The 18,192-nt window shown below is 72.7% G+C and carries 16 protein-coding genes; 12 read left to right on the forward strand and 4 right to left on the reverse strand.

Annotation, left to right across the window (positions count from 1 at the left end):
* Positions 1-64: 64 nt before the first annotated feature.
* From EBO15_RS10780 to EBO15_RS10790, 3 genes are all read right to left on the reverse strand, one after another.
* Positions 65-1,849 (reverse strand): hypothetical protein, encoded by a 1,785-nt coding sequence (locus EBO15_RS10780; RefSeq protein WP_122194199.1) that lies wholly within the window; start codon positions 1,847-1,849, stop codon positions 65-67.
* Positions 1,850-1,873: 24 nt separating this feature from the next.
* A complete protein-coding gene (locus EBO15_RS10785; RefSeq protein ID WP_122194200.1) occupies positions 1,874-3,184 on the reverse strand; it encodes a hypothetical protein in 1,311 nt (436 codons plus the stop codon).
* Between the two features lie 116 nt (positions 3,185-3,300).
* On the reverse strand, positions 3,301-4,371 hold the full coding sequence (locus EBO15_RS10790) for a CAP domain-containing protein (RefSeq protein WP_122194201.1): 1,071 nt from the start codon (positions 4,369-4,371) through the stop codon (positions 3,301-3,303).
* 686 nt (positions 4,372-5,057) lie between these two features.
* Here EBO15_RS10790 and rplM point away from each other — a divergent pair.
* From rplM to EBO15_RS10845, 11 genes are all read left to right on the forward strand, one after another.
* Positions 5,058-5,501 carry a 50S ribosomal protein L13 gene (gene rplM, locus EBO15_RS10795; RefSeq protein WP_122194202.1) on the forward strand — a complete coding sequence of 148 codons (444 nt, stop codon included), beginning with the start codon at positions 5,058-5,060 and terminating at the stop codon, positions 5,499-5,501.
* Positions 5,502-5,606: 105 nt separating this feature from the next.
* Positions 5,607-6,119 carry a 30S ribosomal protein S9 gene (gene rpsI / locus EBO15_RS10800; protein WP_199744456.1) on the forward strand — a complete coding sequence of 171 codons (513 nt, stop codon included), beginning with the start codon at positions 5,607-5,609 and terminating at the stop codon, positions 6,117-6,119.
* A gap of 217 nt (positions 6,120-6,336) precedes the next feature.
* Positions 6,337-7,683 carry a phosphoglucosamine mutase gene (glmM, locus tag EBO15_RS10805; RefSeq protein WP_122194283.1) on the forward strand — a complete coding sequence of 449 codons (1,347 nt, stop codon included), beginning with the start codon at positions 6,337-6,339 and terminating at the stop codon, positions 7,681-7,683.
* Positions 7,684-7,785: 102 nt separating this feature from the next.
* Positions 7,786-8,121 carry a hypothetical protein gene (locus tag EBO15_RS10810; protein WP_199744457.1) on the forward strand — a complete coding sequence of 112 codons (336 nt, stop codon included), beginning with the start codon at positions 7,786-7,788 and terminating at the stop codon, positions 8,119-8,121.
* Positions 8,122-8,174: 53 nt separating this feature from the next.
* On the forward strand, positions 8,175-9,137 hold the full coding sequence (locus EBO15_RS10815; RefSeq protein ID WP_122194203.1) for a DUF389 domain-containing protein: 963 nt from the start codon (positions 8,175-8,177) through the stop codon (positions 9,135-9,137).
* Between the two features lie 82 nt (positions 9,138-9,219).
* The gene (locus EBO15_RS10820) at positions 9,220-10,155 is read left to right on the forward strand and encodes an ABC transporter ATP-binding protein (RefSeq protein ID WP_456047865.1); all 936 of its coding nucleotides are present in this window, start codon (positions 9,220-9,222) and stop codon (positions 10,153-10,155) included.
* Positions 10,152-11,027: an ABC transporter permease gene (locus EBO15_RS10825; RefSeq protein ID WP_122194205.1), complete on the forward strand. Its 876-nt coding sequence runs from the start codon at positions 10,152-10,154 to the stop codon at positions 11,025-11,027. Before EBO15_RS10820 ends, EBO15_RS10825 begins: the two co-directional genes overlap by 4 nt.
* Positions 11,024-11,935, forward strand: coding sequence for an ABC transporter ATP-binding protein (locus EBO15_RS10830; RefSeq protein WP_122194206.1), 912 nt, complete (start codon positions 11,024-11,026; stop codon positions 11,933-11,935). Before EBO15_RS10825 ends, EBO15_RS10830 begins: the two co-directional genes overlap by 4 nt.
* Complete coding sequence (locus EBO15_RS10835) at positions 11,932-12,645, forward strand: ABC transporter permease (protein ID WP_122194207.1); 714 nt, start codon at positions 11,932-11,934, stop codon at positions 12,643-12,645. Before EBO15_RS10830 ends, EBO15_RS10835 begins: the two co-directional genes overlap by 4 nt.
* 104 nt (positions 12,646-12,749) lie before the next feature.
* Positions 12,750-14,336 (forward strand): M48 family metallopeptidase, encoded by a 1,587-nt coding sequence (locus tag EBO15_RS10840; RefSeq protein WP_122194208.1) that lies wholly within the window; start codon positions 12,750-12,752, stop codon positions 14,334-14,336.
* The gene (locus tag EBO15_RS10845; protein ID WP_122194209.1) at positions 14,326-15,279 is read left to right on the forward strand and encodes a hypothetical protein; all 954 of its coding nucleotides are present in this window, start codon (positions 14,326-14,328) and stop codon (positions 15,277-15,279) included. The genes EBO15_RS10840 and EBO15_RS10845 overlap by 11 nt, the downstream gene beginning before the upstream one ends.
* 35 nt (positions 15,280-15,314) lie before the next feature.
* On the opposite strand, the gene coaA is transcribed toward EBO15_RS10845, so the two are convergent.
* Entirely contained in the window at positions 15,315-16,232 is a 918-nt protein-coding gene (coaA, locus tag EBO15_RS10850) for a type I pantothenate kinase (protein WP_233616106.1), read from the reverse strand.
* A 97-nt stretch (positions 16,233-16,329) separates the two neighbouring features.
* Here coaA and glmS point away from each other — a divergent pair, with 97 nt between their 5' ends.
* Positions 16,330-18,174: a glutamine--fructose-6-phosphate transaminase (isomerizing) gene (gene glmS / locus EBO15_RS10855; RefSeq protein WP_122194211.1), complete on the forward strand. Its 1,845-nt coding sequence runs from the start codon at positions 16,330-16,332 to the stop codon at positions 18,172-18,174.
* The last annotated feature ends 18 nt before the right edge of the window (positions 18,175-18,192 follow it).

Genomic DNA, 18,192 nt, shown 5'->3' on the forward strand with positions numbered 1-18,192 from the left:
TGACGCGCCCGGTGCCGTTCGGCACCGGGCGCGTTCGTTCTCAGCGCGTTCGTTCTCGGCGGGGTCAGCCTCGGGCGCGGGTGTCCAGGGCCTTGGTGCCGTAGTCGAGGAACTCCTGCGCGAGGCCCTTGATCTGGGTGTCCTCGGGCGTGATGCGGGTTCCGTCGGTGTAGGTCGCGTACGCATAGGCGACGTAGCGGCCTCGAACGGTGGCGGCGGCATAACCGCCCGTGCCGTCGATGTCGGGGGCGTGTGGACCGGTCAGGCCGCGGAACCACTCGTACTTGCCCGGGTTCCCCGCGCGGCTCACCCGCAGGGCGGCCTCGTGGTTCGGCAGGACGGCGACGCCGCTGGTGACGGCGAACTTCTTGTTGTCGCTGACGAACGTCACCCGGACGACGGCACGGCAGCCGTCGTGCGCGAGCGCCTCGGCCATCGAACCGCGCGCGGTCAGGCCGCACTGGTGGTTGACCGACGAGCGGTCGCGCTGGAAGGCGCGCCCGCCCAGCTCGATCGTCGGGCTCGGGAACACCTCGGTCAGCGCGAGCGGCCTGGTGTCGGTCTTGTCGCTGTTGATGTCCACAGGGTGGTGGACGGGCCCGCTCGGCGACGGTGAGGCCGACCGTCCGGGCGCGGAGGGCTTGTCCCCGGCCTTGGACTTGGGCTTTCCGCCGTCGCTCCCGGAGGCCATCCCGGCCACGGCGATGCCGCAGACCGCGACGATCGCCGCCGCGATGCCGCCGCCGATCAGCAGCCGCTTCCGGTTCAGCGGGTTCGCGTTGGGGCCGTTACCCAGCGGGCCGCGCGGGAACGGCTGCGGGCCGGTGGTGCCGTCGTTCGGGGCGTCAGGGCCGGGGAACGGGCGCCTGGGCGCTCCGAAGGCGGTCGAGCCGGACGCGTCCGGGGGAGGCGGCGCCGGGGTGGTGGCGTTCTGCGGAGGCGTCGGGGGTGCCGCGGCGGCCGCCTGGGGGACGGGCTGGGGCGTCGGCGGGACGACCGGCATGTCGACCGCCGTGGCCCGGCCGTTCGGCCTGGGCGGCTGCTGTTTGGCGGCGTCCGGCCTGGGGGCGTTCTTGACGACCTTCTCGCTGGGAGGAAGGACGACGCCCGGGGGCGGTTCCACTCCTGGCGGGAGGATCGCATCAGGAGTGAGGACGGGGCCGGACGCCCTGCTGTCGGTGTTGGCCTTCGGTGCCGCGTGGGCGACCAGGGGCGCGTTCAGGGGCATCACGGCGGACGATGCGTCCGTGCCCTGGGCGGCGCCTCCGGCCACGGGCAGCGGCCCGGTGCCCGTCGCGGATCCGGAGGGGGTTTCGCCGATGGTGGGCAGCGGTCCTGTGGTGCCCGATCGTGCCGGTCCCGGGACAGGAAGCGGGCCCGTGGCGCCGGAGCGCGCAGGGCCTGGAAGCGGGCCCGTGGTGCCGGGGCTGACCGGGCCGGGGGACGGTGGTCGGGGGCCGGTGCCGGTCGGGGGGTGGACGGGGGTGCCGTCCGGGGCGGTGTTCCGCGGCGGACCGGTCCGGGGGCGGGGGACGGCCCGGCGCGAGTCCACGCCGGGGGCGCCCGGGCCGGCGACGAGCCGGTCGTCGGGCGCGGGGACCGCGGGAGGCGCGGTGTCGGCGGCGGGGCCCGCGGAGGCCCCGACCGTGGCGGGTTCGTCGGGTTCCGGCCCGTCCGAGTCGGTGGACTCGGCGGCCCACCAGGGGGCCTGGAGGCGGAACGGGGTCGGGATGCGCAGTTCGCCGTCCGCGCGCGCCGGTTCGTCGTGGCCGAAGCTCGGCGGCGCGGGGACGGAGGGGGCGGGGTCCGCGGCCGCGTCGGCGGGACGGATCTCGTCAGGTTCAGGCATGGGGGTCCAGGGTCCTCGTGCCGATCAGCTCCGGAGGGGCTTGCCTTCGGTCTCCCGGTAGTGCAGCGCCACGCCGAGGCCGCTGCCCTTGATCACCTGCTGTCCGAAGTCGGAGACGTCCGTGTGCGCGCTGTCGGCGATCTTCTTGCCGTCCGGGCGCTGCACCCAGGTCATGACCAGGTAGTGGCCCCGCGCCTCGGCGGTGCCGAGGGCGAGCCCGGTGCCGATCTTTCTGGTGTTGCCGGCGCCCGGCAACGGCTTCAGGTAGGCGTCCTTGGCGGCCGCCGCCCGCACCGCCGCCTTGGCCGCGGTCTCGGTCTTGAGGTTGAAAACTCCGACGGTGCCGATGAGCTTGCCGTCGCCGCGCGTGTAGGTGGCGCGGAGCACCTGGGAGCAGCCGCCCTTCTTCACTGTCGAGGTCAGGGCCGTGCCGCCGACCGCACCCGTGCAGGTCTTGGCGGCGTTCCAGCCGGTCCGCTTGAACTTCTCGCCCGCGCCCGAGAAGGACGACTTGCCGAAGACCTCGCTCAGGGTCAGCGGGCTGGGGTCGGTGGCCCGGGTCTTGAGCTTGACCGGGCTGAGGGTCTGGGAGGGGGAGGCGGACGGCGTGGACGACGACTTCGGGGCGGGCTTGTTCGCCGCCGAGGTCTTGTTCGCCTTCGGCTTGGAGTCGCCCTTGAACATGGACGCCGCGGCGACGCCCCCGCCGATGAGGACGACGCCCGCCACGGCCGCGCCGCCGATGATCAGCGGCAGCTTGCCCTTCTTCTTCCGCTCGCCGGGAGGCGGTCCGGCCACGTGCTGGTCGGGACCGCCACCGAAGCCGTCACCGCCGGGGCCGCCGAAGCCGCCGGGGCCACGGTCGTCCGGGCCGCCCGGACCGCCGCCGAAGCCGCCGCCCTCGGCGAAGCCGTGCTGCTGCGGGTCACCGAAGCCCTGCTGCGGGTCGCCGAAGCCCTGCTGAGGAGCGCCGAAACCCTGCTGGGGGCCGCCGAAGGCGTTGTGGTCGCCCTGGGCGGCTCCGCCGAAGCCCTGCGGGACGTCGTCGAATCCCTGGTAGGAGCCGCCGAACGGGGGCTGACCGCCGAGCGCGGCGGTCCCGTTCGGGTCGCCGAGCGCGGCCGTGCCGTTCGGGTCGCCGGGGCCGGACGCGGCGCGCGGCGGCTCGTGCGCCAGGCCGCCCGGGGGCGCGCCGAAGGAACCGGGGGCGAGCCGGTTCTGGTCGTCGTCCCACGAGACCGGCGCGGGATCCGCGCCGCCGGGACCGTGGGGCTGTCGCGGCGGCTGCTCCGAAGGCCAGCCGCCGTTTTTGCCTGTGTCACCGGGGTAACCCATGGCTGGACCCTACCGTTCTCCGCTCAGGTGTCTGGACTCATCGGCACAGCCACCATGACATGGGGGCGAACCGGACGTCGCCGGTTTCGGGAACCTCGCACGGCGTCCGGGGACGGTCATCTCCAGCCGAAGTCCTGCGTCCAGAGGGGGCCGCCGGGGCCGTTCGCGCGGCCGACGCCGATGGCCTTCAAGCCGCAGTTCAGGATGTTGGCGCGGTGCCCGGGGCTGTTCATCCAGCCCTTCATGACCGAGGCGGCGTCCGCGTATCCCTTGGCGATGTTCTCGGCGCCCGGCTGGGAGTAGCCCTGGCGCTCGATCCGGTCCCAGGGGCTGTCGCCGTTCTGGGAGTCGTGGCTGAAGTAGTCGTGCGCGGCCATGTCCTGCGAGTGCAGGCGGGCGGCGCGGGTGAGGCGCGCGTCCAGCCGCAGGGGGGAGCATCCCGCCTTCGCGCGCTCCTGGTTGGTGATCTTGAAGACGGCCGCCTCGGACGAGGTCGCGCCGGCTCCACCACCACCGCCACCGGAGCCGCCGTTCCCACCGGTTCCGGATCCCGACCCGGAACCGCCCCCGCTGCCGGACTTGCCGGGGGACGAGCCCGACCCGCCGCCGGAGGTTCCGCCCGGCTTGGCGGCCGTCGGCTTGGAGGTGGGCTTCTTCGCGGTCGGCTTCGCCTTGGGCGTCCTGCTGGGGGTCTTGGACGGCGTCCTGGACGGGCCGCCAGTGGGCGAGACGTCCGGCTGGGCGCCGTCCTGGCCGCCGGTCGCGCCGTCCGGGGCGGACGCCGCCGTCGGCTTGCGCTTGCCGTCGTCCGACGTGAGTTGGCTCACGGCGACGCCCGCGCCGACGACCAGGGCCATCGCCCCGGCCGCACCCGCGATCATCAGGGGCGCCCGCCGCTTGCGGTTGGGCCCGCCGCCGGGAGGGCTGCTCCAGAAGTCGCGTCCTCCAGGACCGCCCGGTCCGCCCGGTCCGCCCGGTCCGCCGGGGCCCTCAGGGCCGGAGGGGACGTACGGGGTGCGTCCGATGGGGGAGTAGGCGAGCTGGTCGCCCTCCTGGGGGACGTAGGCGCCGGGAGCGTCCGCCGGGTGGGAACCGTGGACCCGCGCGGCCTCGGCGTCGGAGGGGCGGTGCCGCTCGTGCTCCAGCGGCCGAGGGCCCGCGGGCGGGGCGAAACGGTCCGGATGCACGCCTTCGGGCGGTCCGAGGCGGTAGGGGTCGGACGAGGCGAAGGCCCCGTTGCCCGAAGCGGGACCTGCGGGGGCGGCGTCACCAGGGACGGGGCCACCAGGGAATGTTCCACCGGGGACGGGGCCACCTGGGAATGTTCCACCCGGGGTGGGGCCGCTGGACGCGTGGCGTCCGGGGGCGTCCCGGTGGGGATCGCCCGCCCGGGGATCTCGGGGACGGGAGGGGCGGGAGGCGCGGCGGGGAGGGCGCATCGAGAGCTCCTGGGGCCGGGCCGGCGCGCTGCCGGCGAGGGGACCGGACGCGCCGCACCTTATCCATATATGGGGCATTGGTGGTCGATCCCCCTCCCGGACGGCCTCCGGATGATCACCGGGGATCTTCAGGGGATCTTCGGGAGGTTCGGGGACCCGTCCGGGGCATGGGGCGGGATGGTGCATACTGGAGGATGGCCGGGAAAGTAGCCGTCGGCAGCTGACGCACGAGCACTGAGCACAGCGTGAGCACCGTGTAGCGGCCTCGCTTTGACCCGTGCCCGCGTGGCTCGATATGCTGCCCAGTCGCTGTATTGCGTGCCCGACCTCATTGGGCGGGTGGCGATCGCAACCGCGCGGCACGCCCGTCCCGCGATCCGCGGGGGCCGGGCGAGATCAACCGCCAGTCGACTAGGAAACGAAGGTCTACGACCGTGCGCACGTACACCCCAAAGCCCTCTGACGTTCAGCGTCAGTGGCATGTCATCGACGCGACCGACGTCGTGCTGGGCCGGCTCGCGAGCCAGACCGCGCAGCTGCTCCGGGGTAAGCACAAGCCGATCTACGCGCCGCACCTCGACACCGGTGACTTCGTCATCATCATCAACGCCGACAAGGTGGCGCTGTCGGGCAACAAGCTCCAGAACAAGCGCGCCTACCGGCACTCGGGCTACCCGGGCGGCCTCCGCTCGATGTCCTACGCGGACCTGCTCGAGAAGCACCCGGCGAAGGCCGTCGAGAAGGCGATCAAGGGCATGCTGCCCAAGAACACCCTCGGCCGCCAGATGCTCGGCAAGGTGAAGGTCTACGCCGGACCGGAGCACCCGCACGCCGCGCAGAAGCCGGTTCCGTTCGAGATCAAGCAGATCGCGCAGTAACACCCCGTACCGCGCCGTCAGGCGCGGTGGCCGACACAGTGGCCGCCGGGGCACCCGCGCGACGCGGGCCAGCCGCCCTGGCTAGAAGACTTCCTGAGGAGAAAAGTGTCCGAGACCGGCATTGAGACGCCCGCCGAGGGCGTCGAGTACGACTCGTACGAGGACGCGCCGTCCGAGTACTCGACGGAGACCCCCGAGGCCGAGGCCGGCTTCCTGGGTCAGCCCGTCGCCACCGGCCCCGCGGCCGGCACCGGCCGCCGCAAGGAGGCCATCGCGCGCGTCCGCATCGTCCCGGGCTCGGGCAAGTGGACCATCAACGGCCGCACCCTGGACCAGTACTTCCCGAACAAGGTCCACCAGCAGATCGTGAACTCCCCGTTCGTGCTGCTGGGTCTGGAGAACCAGTTCGACGTGATCTGCCGGGTCAACGGCGGTGGCACCACCGGCCAGGCCGGCGCCCTGCTCCTGGGCATCTCCCGGGCGCTCCAGTTCTCCAACATCGAGCACCGTCCGGCGCTGAAGAAGGCCGGATTCCTCACCCGTGACGCGCGGGCGACCGAGCGCAAGAAGGCCGGTCTCAAGAAGGCCCGCAAGGCGCCGCAGTACAGCAAGCGCTAAGCGTTCCGATCGAGCCGCCGCGTTCCGTGTGGCACGCCGCCGTCCCCCCATCGCGCGGGGGCGGGCGGCGTCCGCGGGCGCGGCGGCTCGTTCGCATTTCACGGGGACGGTCGGGGCGCGCTCGGCTTGCCGGGCGCGCTCGCCATCGCGGACTACATTGAGCGTGCCGGCGCGCGGGGCCGGGGGATTCCGCGCCCGGTCGAGCTAGGAGTTGATCGTGGGTCGTCTGTTCGGAACCGACGGAGTGCGCGGGCTCGCCAACCGCGATCTCACCGCGTCGCTCGCCATGGACCTGTCGGTCGCGGCGGCGAGGGTCCTCGGCGAGGCCGGGGCGTTCGCCGGGCACCGCCCGGTCGCGGTGGTGGGCCGCGACCCGCGCGCCTCGGGCGAGTTCCTCGAGGCCGCCGTCGTCGCCGGTCTCGCCGGCGCCGGGGTGGACGTGCTGCGGCTCGGCGTCCTGCCGACCCCGGCCGTGGCGCACCTCACCCACGCGCTGGACGCCGACCTCGGCGTGATGCTGTCGGCCTCGCACAACCCCGCCCCCGACAACGGGATCAAGTTCTTCGACCGCAGCGGCTTCAAGCTCGCCGACGACATCGAGGACCGGATCGAGGCGACCCTCGGCCAGGACTGGGAGCCCCCGACCGGCGCGGGCGTCGGACGCGTCCGGGAGGCGCACGGGGCGGTCGAGCAGTACGTCGCGCACCTGCTGAGCACGCTGCCGGTGTCGCTGGACGGCCTGAAGGTCGTGGTGGACTGCGCGAACGGCGCGTCCTGCGAGGTGGCGCCCGAGGCGCTGCGCCGCGCCGGGGCCGAGGTGATCACCATCGGGACCGCGCCGGACGGCCTCAACATCAACGCCGGTGTCGGTTCCACGCACCTGGACGCGCTGAAGACCGCCGTCCGCGAGCACGGAGCGGACGCGGGCATCGCCAACGACGGCGACGCCGACCGCTGCCTGGCCGTCACCGCCGGCGGCGAGGAGGTCGACGGCGACCAGATCATGGCGATCCTGGCGCTGGACCTGCGCGAGGCCGGGCGCCTCGCCGACGACACCGTCGTCGCGACCGTGATGTCGAACCTGGGCTTCAAGCTGGCCATGCGCGAGGCGGGGCTGACGGTCGTGGAGACCGCCGTCGGCGACCGCTACGTCCTGGAGGCGATGAAGGAGAGCGGGTTCAACTTCGGCGGCGAGCAGTCCGGCCACGTGATCATGCTGGACCACGCCACCACCGGCGACGGCGTCCTGACCGGGCTGCACCTGCTCGCCGCGATGGCCCGGCTGGGCCGTCCGCTGGACGAGCTGGCCAAGGTCATGACCCGGCTGCCGCAGGTGCTGATCAACGTCCGGGACGTGGACAAGGCCCGCGCGGGGTCGTCGCCCGAACTGGCGGCGGCGATCGCCGAGGCGGAGGCCGGTCTGGGCGCGTCCGGGCGGGTGCTGATCCGGCCGAGCGGCACCGAGCCGATGGTCCGCGTCATGGTCGAGGCCGCGTCCGAGGAGCAGGCCCGCGCCGTGGCCGAGCGTCTCGCCGAGGTCGTCCGCAGCGCCCTCGGTCGGTAGCGGCCTCGGGCGGTAGGGCCTTCGGGCGGTAGCGGCCCGCCAGGGAGATCAGAGTTCCGGGCCCGCGCGAGCGTTCGCGCGGGCCTCACCTAGGCTGGCTTCATGACCACCCAGCCTGACGAGAACAAGCCCGGCGACCAGCCCGAAGAGGAGCGGCGGCGGGACGAGGCGCGGCCGCGCGTCCGGACGGAGCGCGGGATCGGCGCCCGTGCCGTCGGCGCCGAGGTCACCGGCGCGTCCGCGACCGGCGCGCGCCTCAGCCCGCTGAACGGCCTGGGCACCCTGGCCCTCGGCAGCGCCGCCGTCGGCGCGCTGGCCATCGGCGCCCTCGCGATCGGTCGCCTGGCGATCAAGCGCGCCGTGATCCAGCACCTGGAGGCCGGTGTCGTCGAGATCGCCCACCTCAAGGTCGGCCGCTTCGAGATCACCGAGAGCTGAGCCGTCCGGGCCTGGTGACCGAGGGAAGGCGCAGGTACGGGACGATGTGACGTGTGTTGCATCTGAGATCGATCGTCCCGGCCGACCGGACGGACGCGGTGTGCTCGGCGCTCGCCGAGCACGTGGGCGTCACGAACGTGGTGGTGGTGCCGGGCGCGGCCCGCAGTCCCGAAGGGGACCTGGTCACGGCGGACGTGGCGCGGGAGGCCGCCAACGAGGTCCTGGGGGCGCTGCGCGGGCTCGGCGTCGACCGGGACGGCTCGATCGCCGTCGAGAAGATCGACCTGTCCCTGTCGCGCGTCGCGGACGAGGCGGAGCGGCGGGCGCCCGGCGCGTCCGACGACGCCGTCGTCTGGGACGAGCTGAACCGGCAGACCGCCGAGGGCGCCGAGCTGACCTGGGCGTACCTGGCCTTCCTCACGCTCGCCACGATGCTCGCCGGGATCGCGGCGATCACGGACTCGGCGATCCTGGTGGTCGGCGCGATGGTGCTCGGCCCGGAGTTCGCCTCGGTGGCCGCGATCTGTTACGGCGTGATCACCCGGAACTGGGGGCGGATCCGGGGAGCCGTCTGGACGCTGACCGTCGGGTTCGCCTTCGCCATCGCGGTCACCTACCTGTGCGCCCTGGCCGGCCGGTGGACCGGCGTGATCAACATCAGCGCGCTGCCGGCCGACCGTCCGGCCACGGCGTTCATCTACAGCCCGGACCGCTGGTCGTTCATCGTCGCGGTGCTCGCGGGCGCCGCCGGGGTGCTGTCCATGACGGCGGGCAAGTCGTCCGCGCTGGTCGGGGTGTTCATCTCGGTCACGACCGTCCCGGCGGCGGGGAACCTCGCGGTCGCGCTCGCACTGAAGCACGGGAGCCAGATCGGCGGCTCGATCCTCCAGCTCGTGGTCAACATCGCCGGGATGCTCGTGGCGGGCACTCTTACCCTCCTCCTCCAGCGTTTCGTGTGGACCTGGGTGCTACGCCGTTCGGCCGGATCGGCCGAACGGCCTACTCCCCACGGGTGACGACGAACACACCGAATGCCGCTAAGTTCTGGGTATGCCGCCGATCATCGCGACCCGGGGCCTCTCCATGAGGTTTCCGAGGGTGACCGCGCTCGACGATCTGACGCTCGCGGCGCCGCCGGGTGTGGTCGGTCTGGTGGGCGCCAACGGGGCCGGGAAGTCGACCCTCATCAAGATCCTGCTGGGCCTGCTGCCGCCGTCCTCCGGCGGAGCGGAGGTGCTCGGCCTGGACATCGCGAGGCAGGGCGACGAGATCCGCCGCCTCGTGGGGTTCATGCCCGAGTACGAGTGCCTCCCGCCGGACGTGTCGGCGACCGAGTTCGTCGTCCACATGGCGCGGATGTGCGGGCTGCCGCCCACGGCCGCCCGCGAGCGCGCCGCCGACACGCTGCGCCACGTCGGGCTGTACGAGGAGCGCTACCGGCCGATCGGGGGCTACTCCACCGGCATGCGGCAGCGCGTCAAGCTGGCCCAGGCGCTGGTCCACGACCCGCGCCTGGTGTTCCTGGACGAGCCGACCAACGGCCTCGACCCCGCCGGGCGCGACGAGATGCTCGGCCTGATCCGCCGGATCGGGCACGAGTTCGGGATCAGCGTCCTGGTCACCTCGCACCTGCTCGGTGAGCTGGAGCGGATCTGTGACCACGTGGTCGTGATCGATGGCGGCAGGCTGCTGCGGTCGCAGGCCGTCGAGGCCTACACCGAGGCCAGCGGCGTGCTGGTCGTCGAGGTGGACGAGGGACGCGACGACCTCGGCCGGTGGCTGCACGAGCGCGGCGCCGCCGTCCACCCCGAGGGACGCCAGTTGATGATCGACATCGGCGACGAGACCGTCTACGACCTGGTCCGGGACGGCTCGGCGGAGCTCGGGCTGCGGCTCGTCCGGATGGAGCAGCGCCGCCACCACATCGAAGAGCTCTTCGCGACCGCCCCGCACTCGGCCCCGGTCGCCGTCGAGCCCGGCGCGTTCGGGGGGCCCGGCGCGTCCGGCGAGGAGCTGAGGGGAGGCGCCCGGTGAACGTCAGCACCATCCACGACATCGGCTATCGGCACTACGAGGGCAAGCGGCTCGGCCGCGCCTACGTGACCCGGTCGATCTTCGTGCACAACCTGCGCGCCGCCTACGGGCTCGGACGCCCGGCCCGTGCCAAGGTCATGCCGTTCGTGCTCGCGGGGATCATGCTGCTGCCCGCCGTCGGTGACATCGCGGTCGTCGCGATCGCCAAGCGGCCCGAGGCGCTGTTCCCGTACACGCGCTACCAGTTCATGCTCCAGCTGATCATCTCGATCTTCGTGGCGACCCAGGCGCCGGTGCTGGCGTCCCGGGAGATCCGCTTCCACACCGTCCCGCTGTACTTCTCGCGGCCGGTCGTGCACCTGGACCTCGTCCTCGCCAAGCTCGCGGCGTTCACGACCGCGCTGTTCGCGCTCACCGCGATCCCGATCACCGTCCTGTACGTCGGCGGCCTGGTCACCCAGGTGCCGGACTCGGGCACCCAGCTGCTGCACTACCTCGGCGGGCTCCTCGCCTGCCTGCTGCTGTCGCTCGTCCTGGGCGCCATCGGGCTGCTCGTCGCCGCGTTCACGCCGCGACGCGGGTTCGGCGTCGCCGCCGTGATCGCGGTGCTGCTGGTCTCCAGTGTCCTGGTCTCGGTCGTGCAGGAGATCACCCAGCACGCCGGGCACTGGACGCTGTCCGGCTGGCTCGGCCTGCTCACCCCCTACAGCCTGGTGGACGCCGTGGCGTACCGGCTGCTCGGCGGGAAGCTGCCGGACATCGCCGTGCCCGGCGTCGGCGGCGGGTTCGCCGCCCTGGGAGTGTGCGCCGTGATCGTGGCCGGCGCGGTCGTCGTCCTGTACTCGCGGTTCCGGAAGGCGGGCCTGTCGTGACCGAGATCAGGCTGCGGGACGTGTCCCGCTGGTACGGCAACGTGGTGGCCGTCAACGGCGTCACCATGACCGTCGGCCCCGGCGTGACCGGGCTGCTCGGACCGAACGGCGCGGGCAAGTCCACGCTGATCCACATGATGGGCGGGTTCCTGTCGCCGTCCTCCGGCACGGTCACCCTGGACGACGAGCCCATCTGGCAGAACCCGCCGATCTACACCCGGCTCGGCCTGGTGCCCGAGCGCGAGAGCGCCTACGACTTCCTGACCGGCAAGCAGTTCATCCTGGCCATGGCCAAACTGCACAAGCTGGCCGAACCGGGCAGGGCGGCCGCCCGCGCGATCGCCGAGGTCGAGATGGACGGCGCCGCCGACCGGACGATCGGCACCTACTCCAAGGGCATGAAGCAGCGGATCAAGATGGCGTCCGCGCTGGTCCACGACCCGCCCGTGTTGCTGCTGGACGAGCCGTTCAACGGCATGGACCCGCGCCAGCGGCTCCACCTGATGGACCTCATCCGCCGGATGGCCGCCGAGGGCCGGACGATCCTGTTCTCCTCGCACATCCTGGAGGAGGTCGAGCGGCTCGCCGGGCACATCGAGGTGATCATCGCGGGCCGGCACGCCGCGTCCGGGGACTTCCGCGAGATCCGGCGGCTGATGACCGACCGTCCGCACCGGTTCCGGGTCCGCTCGGGCGACGACCGCGCGCTCGCCGCCGCGATCATCGCCGACGGCTCGGCCCGCGGCGTCGAACTGACCCCGGAGGGCCTCGCGATCGAGGCGTCCGACTACGGGCGGTTCACCTGGCTGCTGCCCCGGCTCGCCAAGGACGCGGGCGTCCGGCTCTGGGAGGTCGTCCCGGCCGACGAGTCCCTGGAATCCGTCTTCTCCTACCTGGTGGCCCGATGAACTCCACGATCGCGATGATCACGTTCCGGTCGATGCTCGGCCGGCGGCGGGCGCTGCTGCTGTTCGTGCTGCCGGGCGTCCTGCTGATCCTGTCGCTGGTGCTGCGGCTGACCGACACCAACGACCTGGACGTCGACACGTCCGTCCTGCAGAAGTTCGCGCTCGGCGCCGTGCTCCCGCTGCTGGCGCTGATCGCGGGCACCGGCGTGATCGGCCCGGAGATCGACGACGGGCAGATCATGTACATCCTGACCAAGCCGATCCCGCGCCAGGTCGTCGTCCTGACGAAGCTGGTCGTGGCGATCGTCCTGGTCACGCTGTTCGCGGCCGTCCCGACCCTGCTGGCGGGGCTGATCCTCGGCGCCCCGGCGGGCCTCACCCCGGCGTTCGCCGTCGGCGTCCTGGTCGGGGGCGTGGCCTACGCCTCGGTCTTCGTGGCCCTCGGCGTCATGAGCCGCAACGCCGTGACGATCGGCCTCCTGTACGCCCTGGTCTGGGAGGGCCTGTTCGGCAACTTCGCGCCCGGCGCGAAGAAGGCGTCCATCCTCCAGTGGGCCCTGTCGGTCACCGACTCGCTCACCGACGCGTCCACGGTCCACAGCGCCGTGGGCCTGACCACAGCGCTCGTCCTGCTGGTCATCGTGACGCTGGGCGCCACCGCCCTCGCCACCGTCCGCCTCCGCTCCCTGACCGTCGCCAGCGCCGAGTAACCCCGAATCGTGACCTAAAGGATCTTCACGCCTCACGGCCGATCTACGACAATTGCCGTTCTTCTCGGTGAGACGTCGTCGTGGGACGGCGGGAGGGCGGCGGAGTGGCGGCGTCACCACGGCGGCCGGGCACGGTCCTGCTCGGCCTGCGGGCCCTGCTGGGCGTGGTCCTGCTGTTCGGCTTCTACGTGCTGGTCGTGATGCTCCTGGTGCTGGTCCTCGGCACCATGGTGGCCCTCGCGGTGCTGTTCCACGCCGTGTTCCGCCAGAGCGGGAACTACTTCCTCTGGCTCATGCTCGGCGTCTCCGGGGGCGGAGCGTCGCTGATGCGGGGCGCGTTCGGCCGGATGCGCTCGAACCGAGACGCCCTGCCGGACGGCATCAGGGTCACCGAGGCCGACCAGCCGCGCCTGTGGGCGGAGGTGCGGGAGCTGGCGGACGAGGTGCGCGCGCCCGTGCCCGGCATGATCCTCATCATCCCGGAGGCCAACGCCGCGGTTCACCAGCGGGTGCGGATGTTCGGCCTGGTCCGGGGCCGGGTCACCCTGGCGATCGGCGCGGCGCTGCTCTCGACGCTCGACCGGGCGGAGCTGCGCGCCGTCCTGGCGCACGAGTTCGGCCACGTCTCCGGCGGCGACATGAGGCTCGGTCCGCTGGTGTACCGGTCGCAGCACCGGCTGGAGCGGACGGTCGCCGCCCTGCGGGCCAGCGAGAAGAAGCTGGACACTCATCTCGCCCGGGTGATCGGTGTCTACCTGCGGCTCTGCCTGCGGGTCACGCTCGCGGTCTCGCGCGCCCAGGAACGGGCCGCCGACCTCTCCGCCGCACGTGTCGCGGGGCCGGAGGCGACCGCCTCCGCGCTGACCGCCACCGTCGAGATGACGCGGCTCTACGGGGAGTTCATGGGTCGCTTCGTCCTCCCCTTGTGGAAGGCGGGCCGCTACCCGACCGACCTCTACGGCGGGCTGCGCGCCTTCGCGGCCGACCCGGCCCGCCAGGAGGAGATCGAGAAGTTTCGCGAGGAGCTCCTCACCGAACCCACCGGCCGCTGGGACAGCCACCCGGGCCACGGAGAACGCCTGGCCCTGCTCGCGGCGTCCCCCGCGGGCCCGCCGCCCGGCGCCGCCATGACCGGGACCGCTCGTGACCTGCTGGATCGCCCGGACGACCTGGAACGGGTCATCTCGATGGTGTTCGCGCGCCTGGCGACGGGACTGGACGACCCCGTGCCGGTCGACTGGGACGGCGCCGCCGAGGTGTACGTCCGGGAGATCACGAGGTCGAGCGCCGCACTGGCCGACGCGGGGATCCGGGTGGGCGGCCGCTGGGACGTGCCCGGTTTCGACCAGGCCCTCGAACTGCTCGCGGCGGGTCGCGGGGCCGAACTGGTCTCCGGATCGGCCGCCCGGTCCGTTCCTGGAGGCGAACCGGACCCCGAGGCCGTGCGCCGGCTGCGTGGAGCGGTGGCCGTCGCGTTCACGGCGGTCTTGGCCGCCGAGCACGGCGGTGTTTGGAAGACGTCCTGGACGGCGGGCGCCCGGCTCGAGTGGTCCGGCACGCCGGTGGCCGAGCTCGTCGACCTGGTCATGGACGGTCCGGACGGTGTCGCCGCCGTCCGCGCCGAACTCGGCCGTCCGGCCGTGGACCTGACCCCCGTCCCGCCGCTGGAGGAGCCCGTCCATGCCGGTTGACCTCGTCCCGCCCGTCCTCGTCCCGCCCGTCCTCGACCCGACCTTCGGCGATCCGCGGGCGCGGGAGCTCGCGGCGGCGACGGCTCAGGGAGACACCGCCCTGCTGCGCCGTGTCGCCGCCGAGGACGGCGACGCCGACCGCCGGTCGTTCCTGCTCGGCGTGGCCGTGGACCACCCGGGACGGCCTGACTGGATGGCCCGCTGGCCCGAGGACGAACCCGACGAGCCGCTCGCCCACCTCACCCGGGGAGTCCACGGCATCGCGTGGGCCTGGGAAGCGCGAGGCACCGCACGGGCGGAGAGCACCGGTTCCGACCGGTTCCACGAGTTCTCCCAACGCCTCGCCCAGGCCGAACGGGACCTGCTGCGCGCCGCCGAACTCGCACCGGACGACCCGGAACCCTGGGCGTACCTGGTCACCACGGCTCGCGGCCTCCAGCACGGCACCGGGGAACTCTGCCGCCGGTTCGCCGAGGTGGTCGCCCGGTGCCCCTGGCACTACCGGGCGCACGCGATGATGCTCCAGGGCGTCGCGCCCAAGTGGAGCGGCTCGACCAGGCTGATGTTCAACTTCGCCCGCGACCGCGCCGCCGCGGCGCCCGAGGGCTCACCTCTGGTCGCCCTGGTCGTGGAGGCCCATACCGAGGCATGGCTGGACGACCCCGCCCCCGAGTCCGGCCATTTCGCGGACCCGGCCGTCCGGGGTGAACTGCGGGCCGTCGCCGCGCGCCTGCGCCAGGCGCCGGACGCTCCGATGACTCCGGCTTTGGCGCGCGCCCGCAACCTCCTGGCCTTCGGCTTCTCCCAGGGGAACGAGCCGGATTCCGCGGCCGAGCAGTTCGCGGCGATCGGCCCCCACGTCACCGAGAGCCCCTGGCACTACCTGCCCAGAGACATCGTCGAGAGCTTCACCGAGGCGCGGAACCGCGCCGTGAAGCCCTGAAACCCGCCTGACCGGCCGGTTCCCGGGGCAGGCGGTCAGAAGCGGCGGAGGCGGACTCGGTCGATGGCGTGGTCGCGGCTCTTGTGGAGGACGAGGGTGGCGCGGGCCCGGGTCGGGATGATGTTCTCGACGAGGTTGGGCTCGTTGATCGCGCCCCAGACGCCGATCGCGAAGTCCTCGGCCTGCTGCTCGCTGAGCTTGGCGTACTCGCGGAAGTAGGAGCGGGGGTCGGTGAAGGCCGTCCGGCGGAGGGCGAGGAGGCGGTCGATGTACCAGCGCCGGTTGTCCTCGACCTTGGCGTCCACGTAGATCGAGAAGTCGAAGTAGTCGGAGACGCCCAGGCTGCCCGCGGGGGGCGCCTGGAGGACGTTCAGGCCCTCGACGATCAGGATGTCCGGACGTTCCACCGTCTGCCGGGCCTTCGGCACGATGTCGTACTCGAGGTGCGAGTAGATCGGAATGTCCACCCGCGACTCGCCCGACTTCACCGACTGGACGAATCTGACCAGCGCGCGCCGGTCGTAGGACTCCGGGAAGCCCTTGCGCTCCATCAGGCCGCGTTCCGCCAGCACCGCGTTCGGGTACAGGAAGTTGTCGGTCGTGACGAGTTCCACACGGGGGTGGTCGGGCCAGCGCGCCAGCAGCGTCCGCAGCAGCCGGGACGTCGTGGACTTGCCCACCGCCACCGAGCCCGCCACGCCGATGACGAACGGGGTCGGCTGGACGGTCTCGCCGAGGAACCCGCTGACCGTGTCCCGGGTGCCGCCGCGTCCCAGGAAGAACAGGTTGAGCAGACGGGACAGCGGCAGGTAGACCTCTTCGACCTCGGTGATGTCTATGGGGTCCCGGACGCCGCGCAGCTCGTCCAGCTCGTCCTGGGTGAGGGGGAGCGGGGTGGAGGCTCGAAGCGCCCGCCACTGCGCGCGGTTCAGTTCGACGTAAGGGCTGGGCACGCGCCAACGGTACTGGCCCGGGGGGTGCGGCCCGCCACGCAGGGCTGGTCTAGTCCGGTCGGCCGGTCCTGGAGGAAGACCCAATAGGCTGGCCGCCATGTGCGGAATCGTGGGTTACGTCGGCGGCAGGCCGGCACTGGACGTCGTGGTCGAGGGGCTGGCGAGGCTCGAGTACCGCGGCTACGACTCGGCCGGGGTGGCCGTGCTCGCGGACGGGGGCCTCGCCACCGCCAAGCGCGCGGGCAAGCTGGTCAACCTCCGCGAGGCACTGGCCGAGGAGCCGCTCCCGGCGGGGACGCTCGGCATGGGCCACACCCGGTGGGCCACGCACGGCGCGCCGAACGACCGCAACGCGCACCCGCACACCGACTGCGCGGGCGACGTCGCGGTGATCCACAACGGGATCATCGAGAACTTCGCGGCGCTCCGGAGCGAGCTGGAGGAGGGCGGCCACAAGCTGCGCTCCGACACCGACACCGAGGCCGTCGCGCACCTGCTGGAGGACGAGCTCAAGGTCACGGGCGACCTCGCCGAGGCGATGCGCCGCGTGTGCCGCCGCCTGGAGGGCGCGTTCACCCTGGTCGCGGTGCACGCCGGCGACGACGACCTGGTGGTCGGCGCCCGCCGCAACTCGCCGCTGGTCGTGGGCGTCGGCGACGGCGAGAACTTCCTCGCCAGCGACGTCTCCGCGTTCATCGCGCACACCCGGGACGCCATCGAGCTCGGCCAGGACCAGGTCGTCGAGCTGCGCAAGTCCGGCGTGACGGTCACCGACTTCCAGGGCCGTCCGGCGGAGACCAAGGCCTACCACGTGGACTGGGACGTCTCGGCCGCCGAGAAGGGCGGCTACGACTACTTCATGCTGAAGGAGATCGCCGAGCAGCCGCGCGCGGTCGCCGACACCCTCCTCGGCCGGATCGGCGCCGACGGCCGCCTCACCCTGGACGAGATGCGCATCTCCGACCGGGAGCTGCGCGAGGTCGACAAGATCATCATCGTGGCCTGCGGCACGTCCTACCACGCGGGCCTGATCGCCAAGTACGCCATCGAGCACTGGGCCGGGCTGCCCTGCGAGGTGGAGCTGGCCAGCGAGTTCCGCTACCGCGACCCGATCCTGTCCCGGTCCACGCTGGTGATCGCCATCTCCCAGTCGGGCGAGACGATGGACGCGCTGATGGCCGTCCGGCACGCCCGCGAGCAGCACGCCAAGCTCCTCGGCATCTGCAACGTCAACGGCTCGACGCTGCCCCGCGAGTGCGACGGCGTCCTCTACACGCACGCGGGCCCGGAGATCGCGGTCGCCTCGACCAAGGCGTTCCTGACCCAGCTCGTCGCCGTCTACCTCATCGCCCTCTACATCGCCCAGGTGCGCGGCACCAAGTTCGGCGACGAGGTCTTCGCGATGATCCAGCTCCTGGCGCAGATGCCGGAGAAGGTGGACGAGGTCCTCGGCACGATGGAGCCCGTCCGCGAGCTGGCCCGGTCCCTGGCGGGCGAGAAGTCCGTCCTGTTCCTCGGCCGCCACGTCGGCTTCCCGGTCGCCCTCGAGGGCGCCCTGAAGCTGAAGGAACTGGCCTACATGCACGCCGAGGGCTTCGCCGCCGGCGAGCTCAAGCACGGCCCGATCGCCCTGATCGAGCCGGGCCTGCCGGTCATCGTCGTCGTCCCGCCGCGTTCCCGCGACGTCCTGCACGACAAGATCGTCTCCAACATCCAGGAGATCCGCGCCCGCGGCGCCCGCACGATCGTCATCGCGGAGGAGGGCGACACCTCCGTCGAGCCGTACGCCGACACCCTGATCGGCGTCCCGGCCGTCCCGACCCTGTTCCAGCCGCTGGTCACGACCGTCCCGCTCCAGGTCTTCGCCTGCGAGCTCGCCACCGCCAAGGGCCACGACGTCGACCAGCCCCGCAACCTCGCCAAGTCCGTCACCGTCGAGTAGGGCGGAGGGGCTTGGAGA

The organism is Actinomadura harenae, assembly GCF_003696215.1.
GTDB classification, from domain to species: Bacteria; Actinomycetota; Actinomycetes; order Streptosporangiales; family Streptosporangiaceae; genus Spirillospora; species Spirillospora harenae.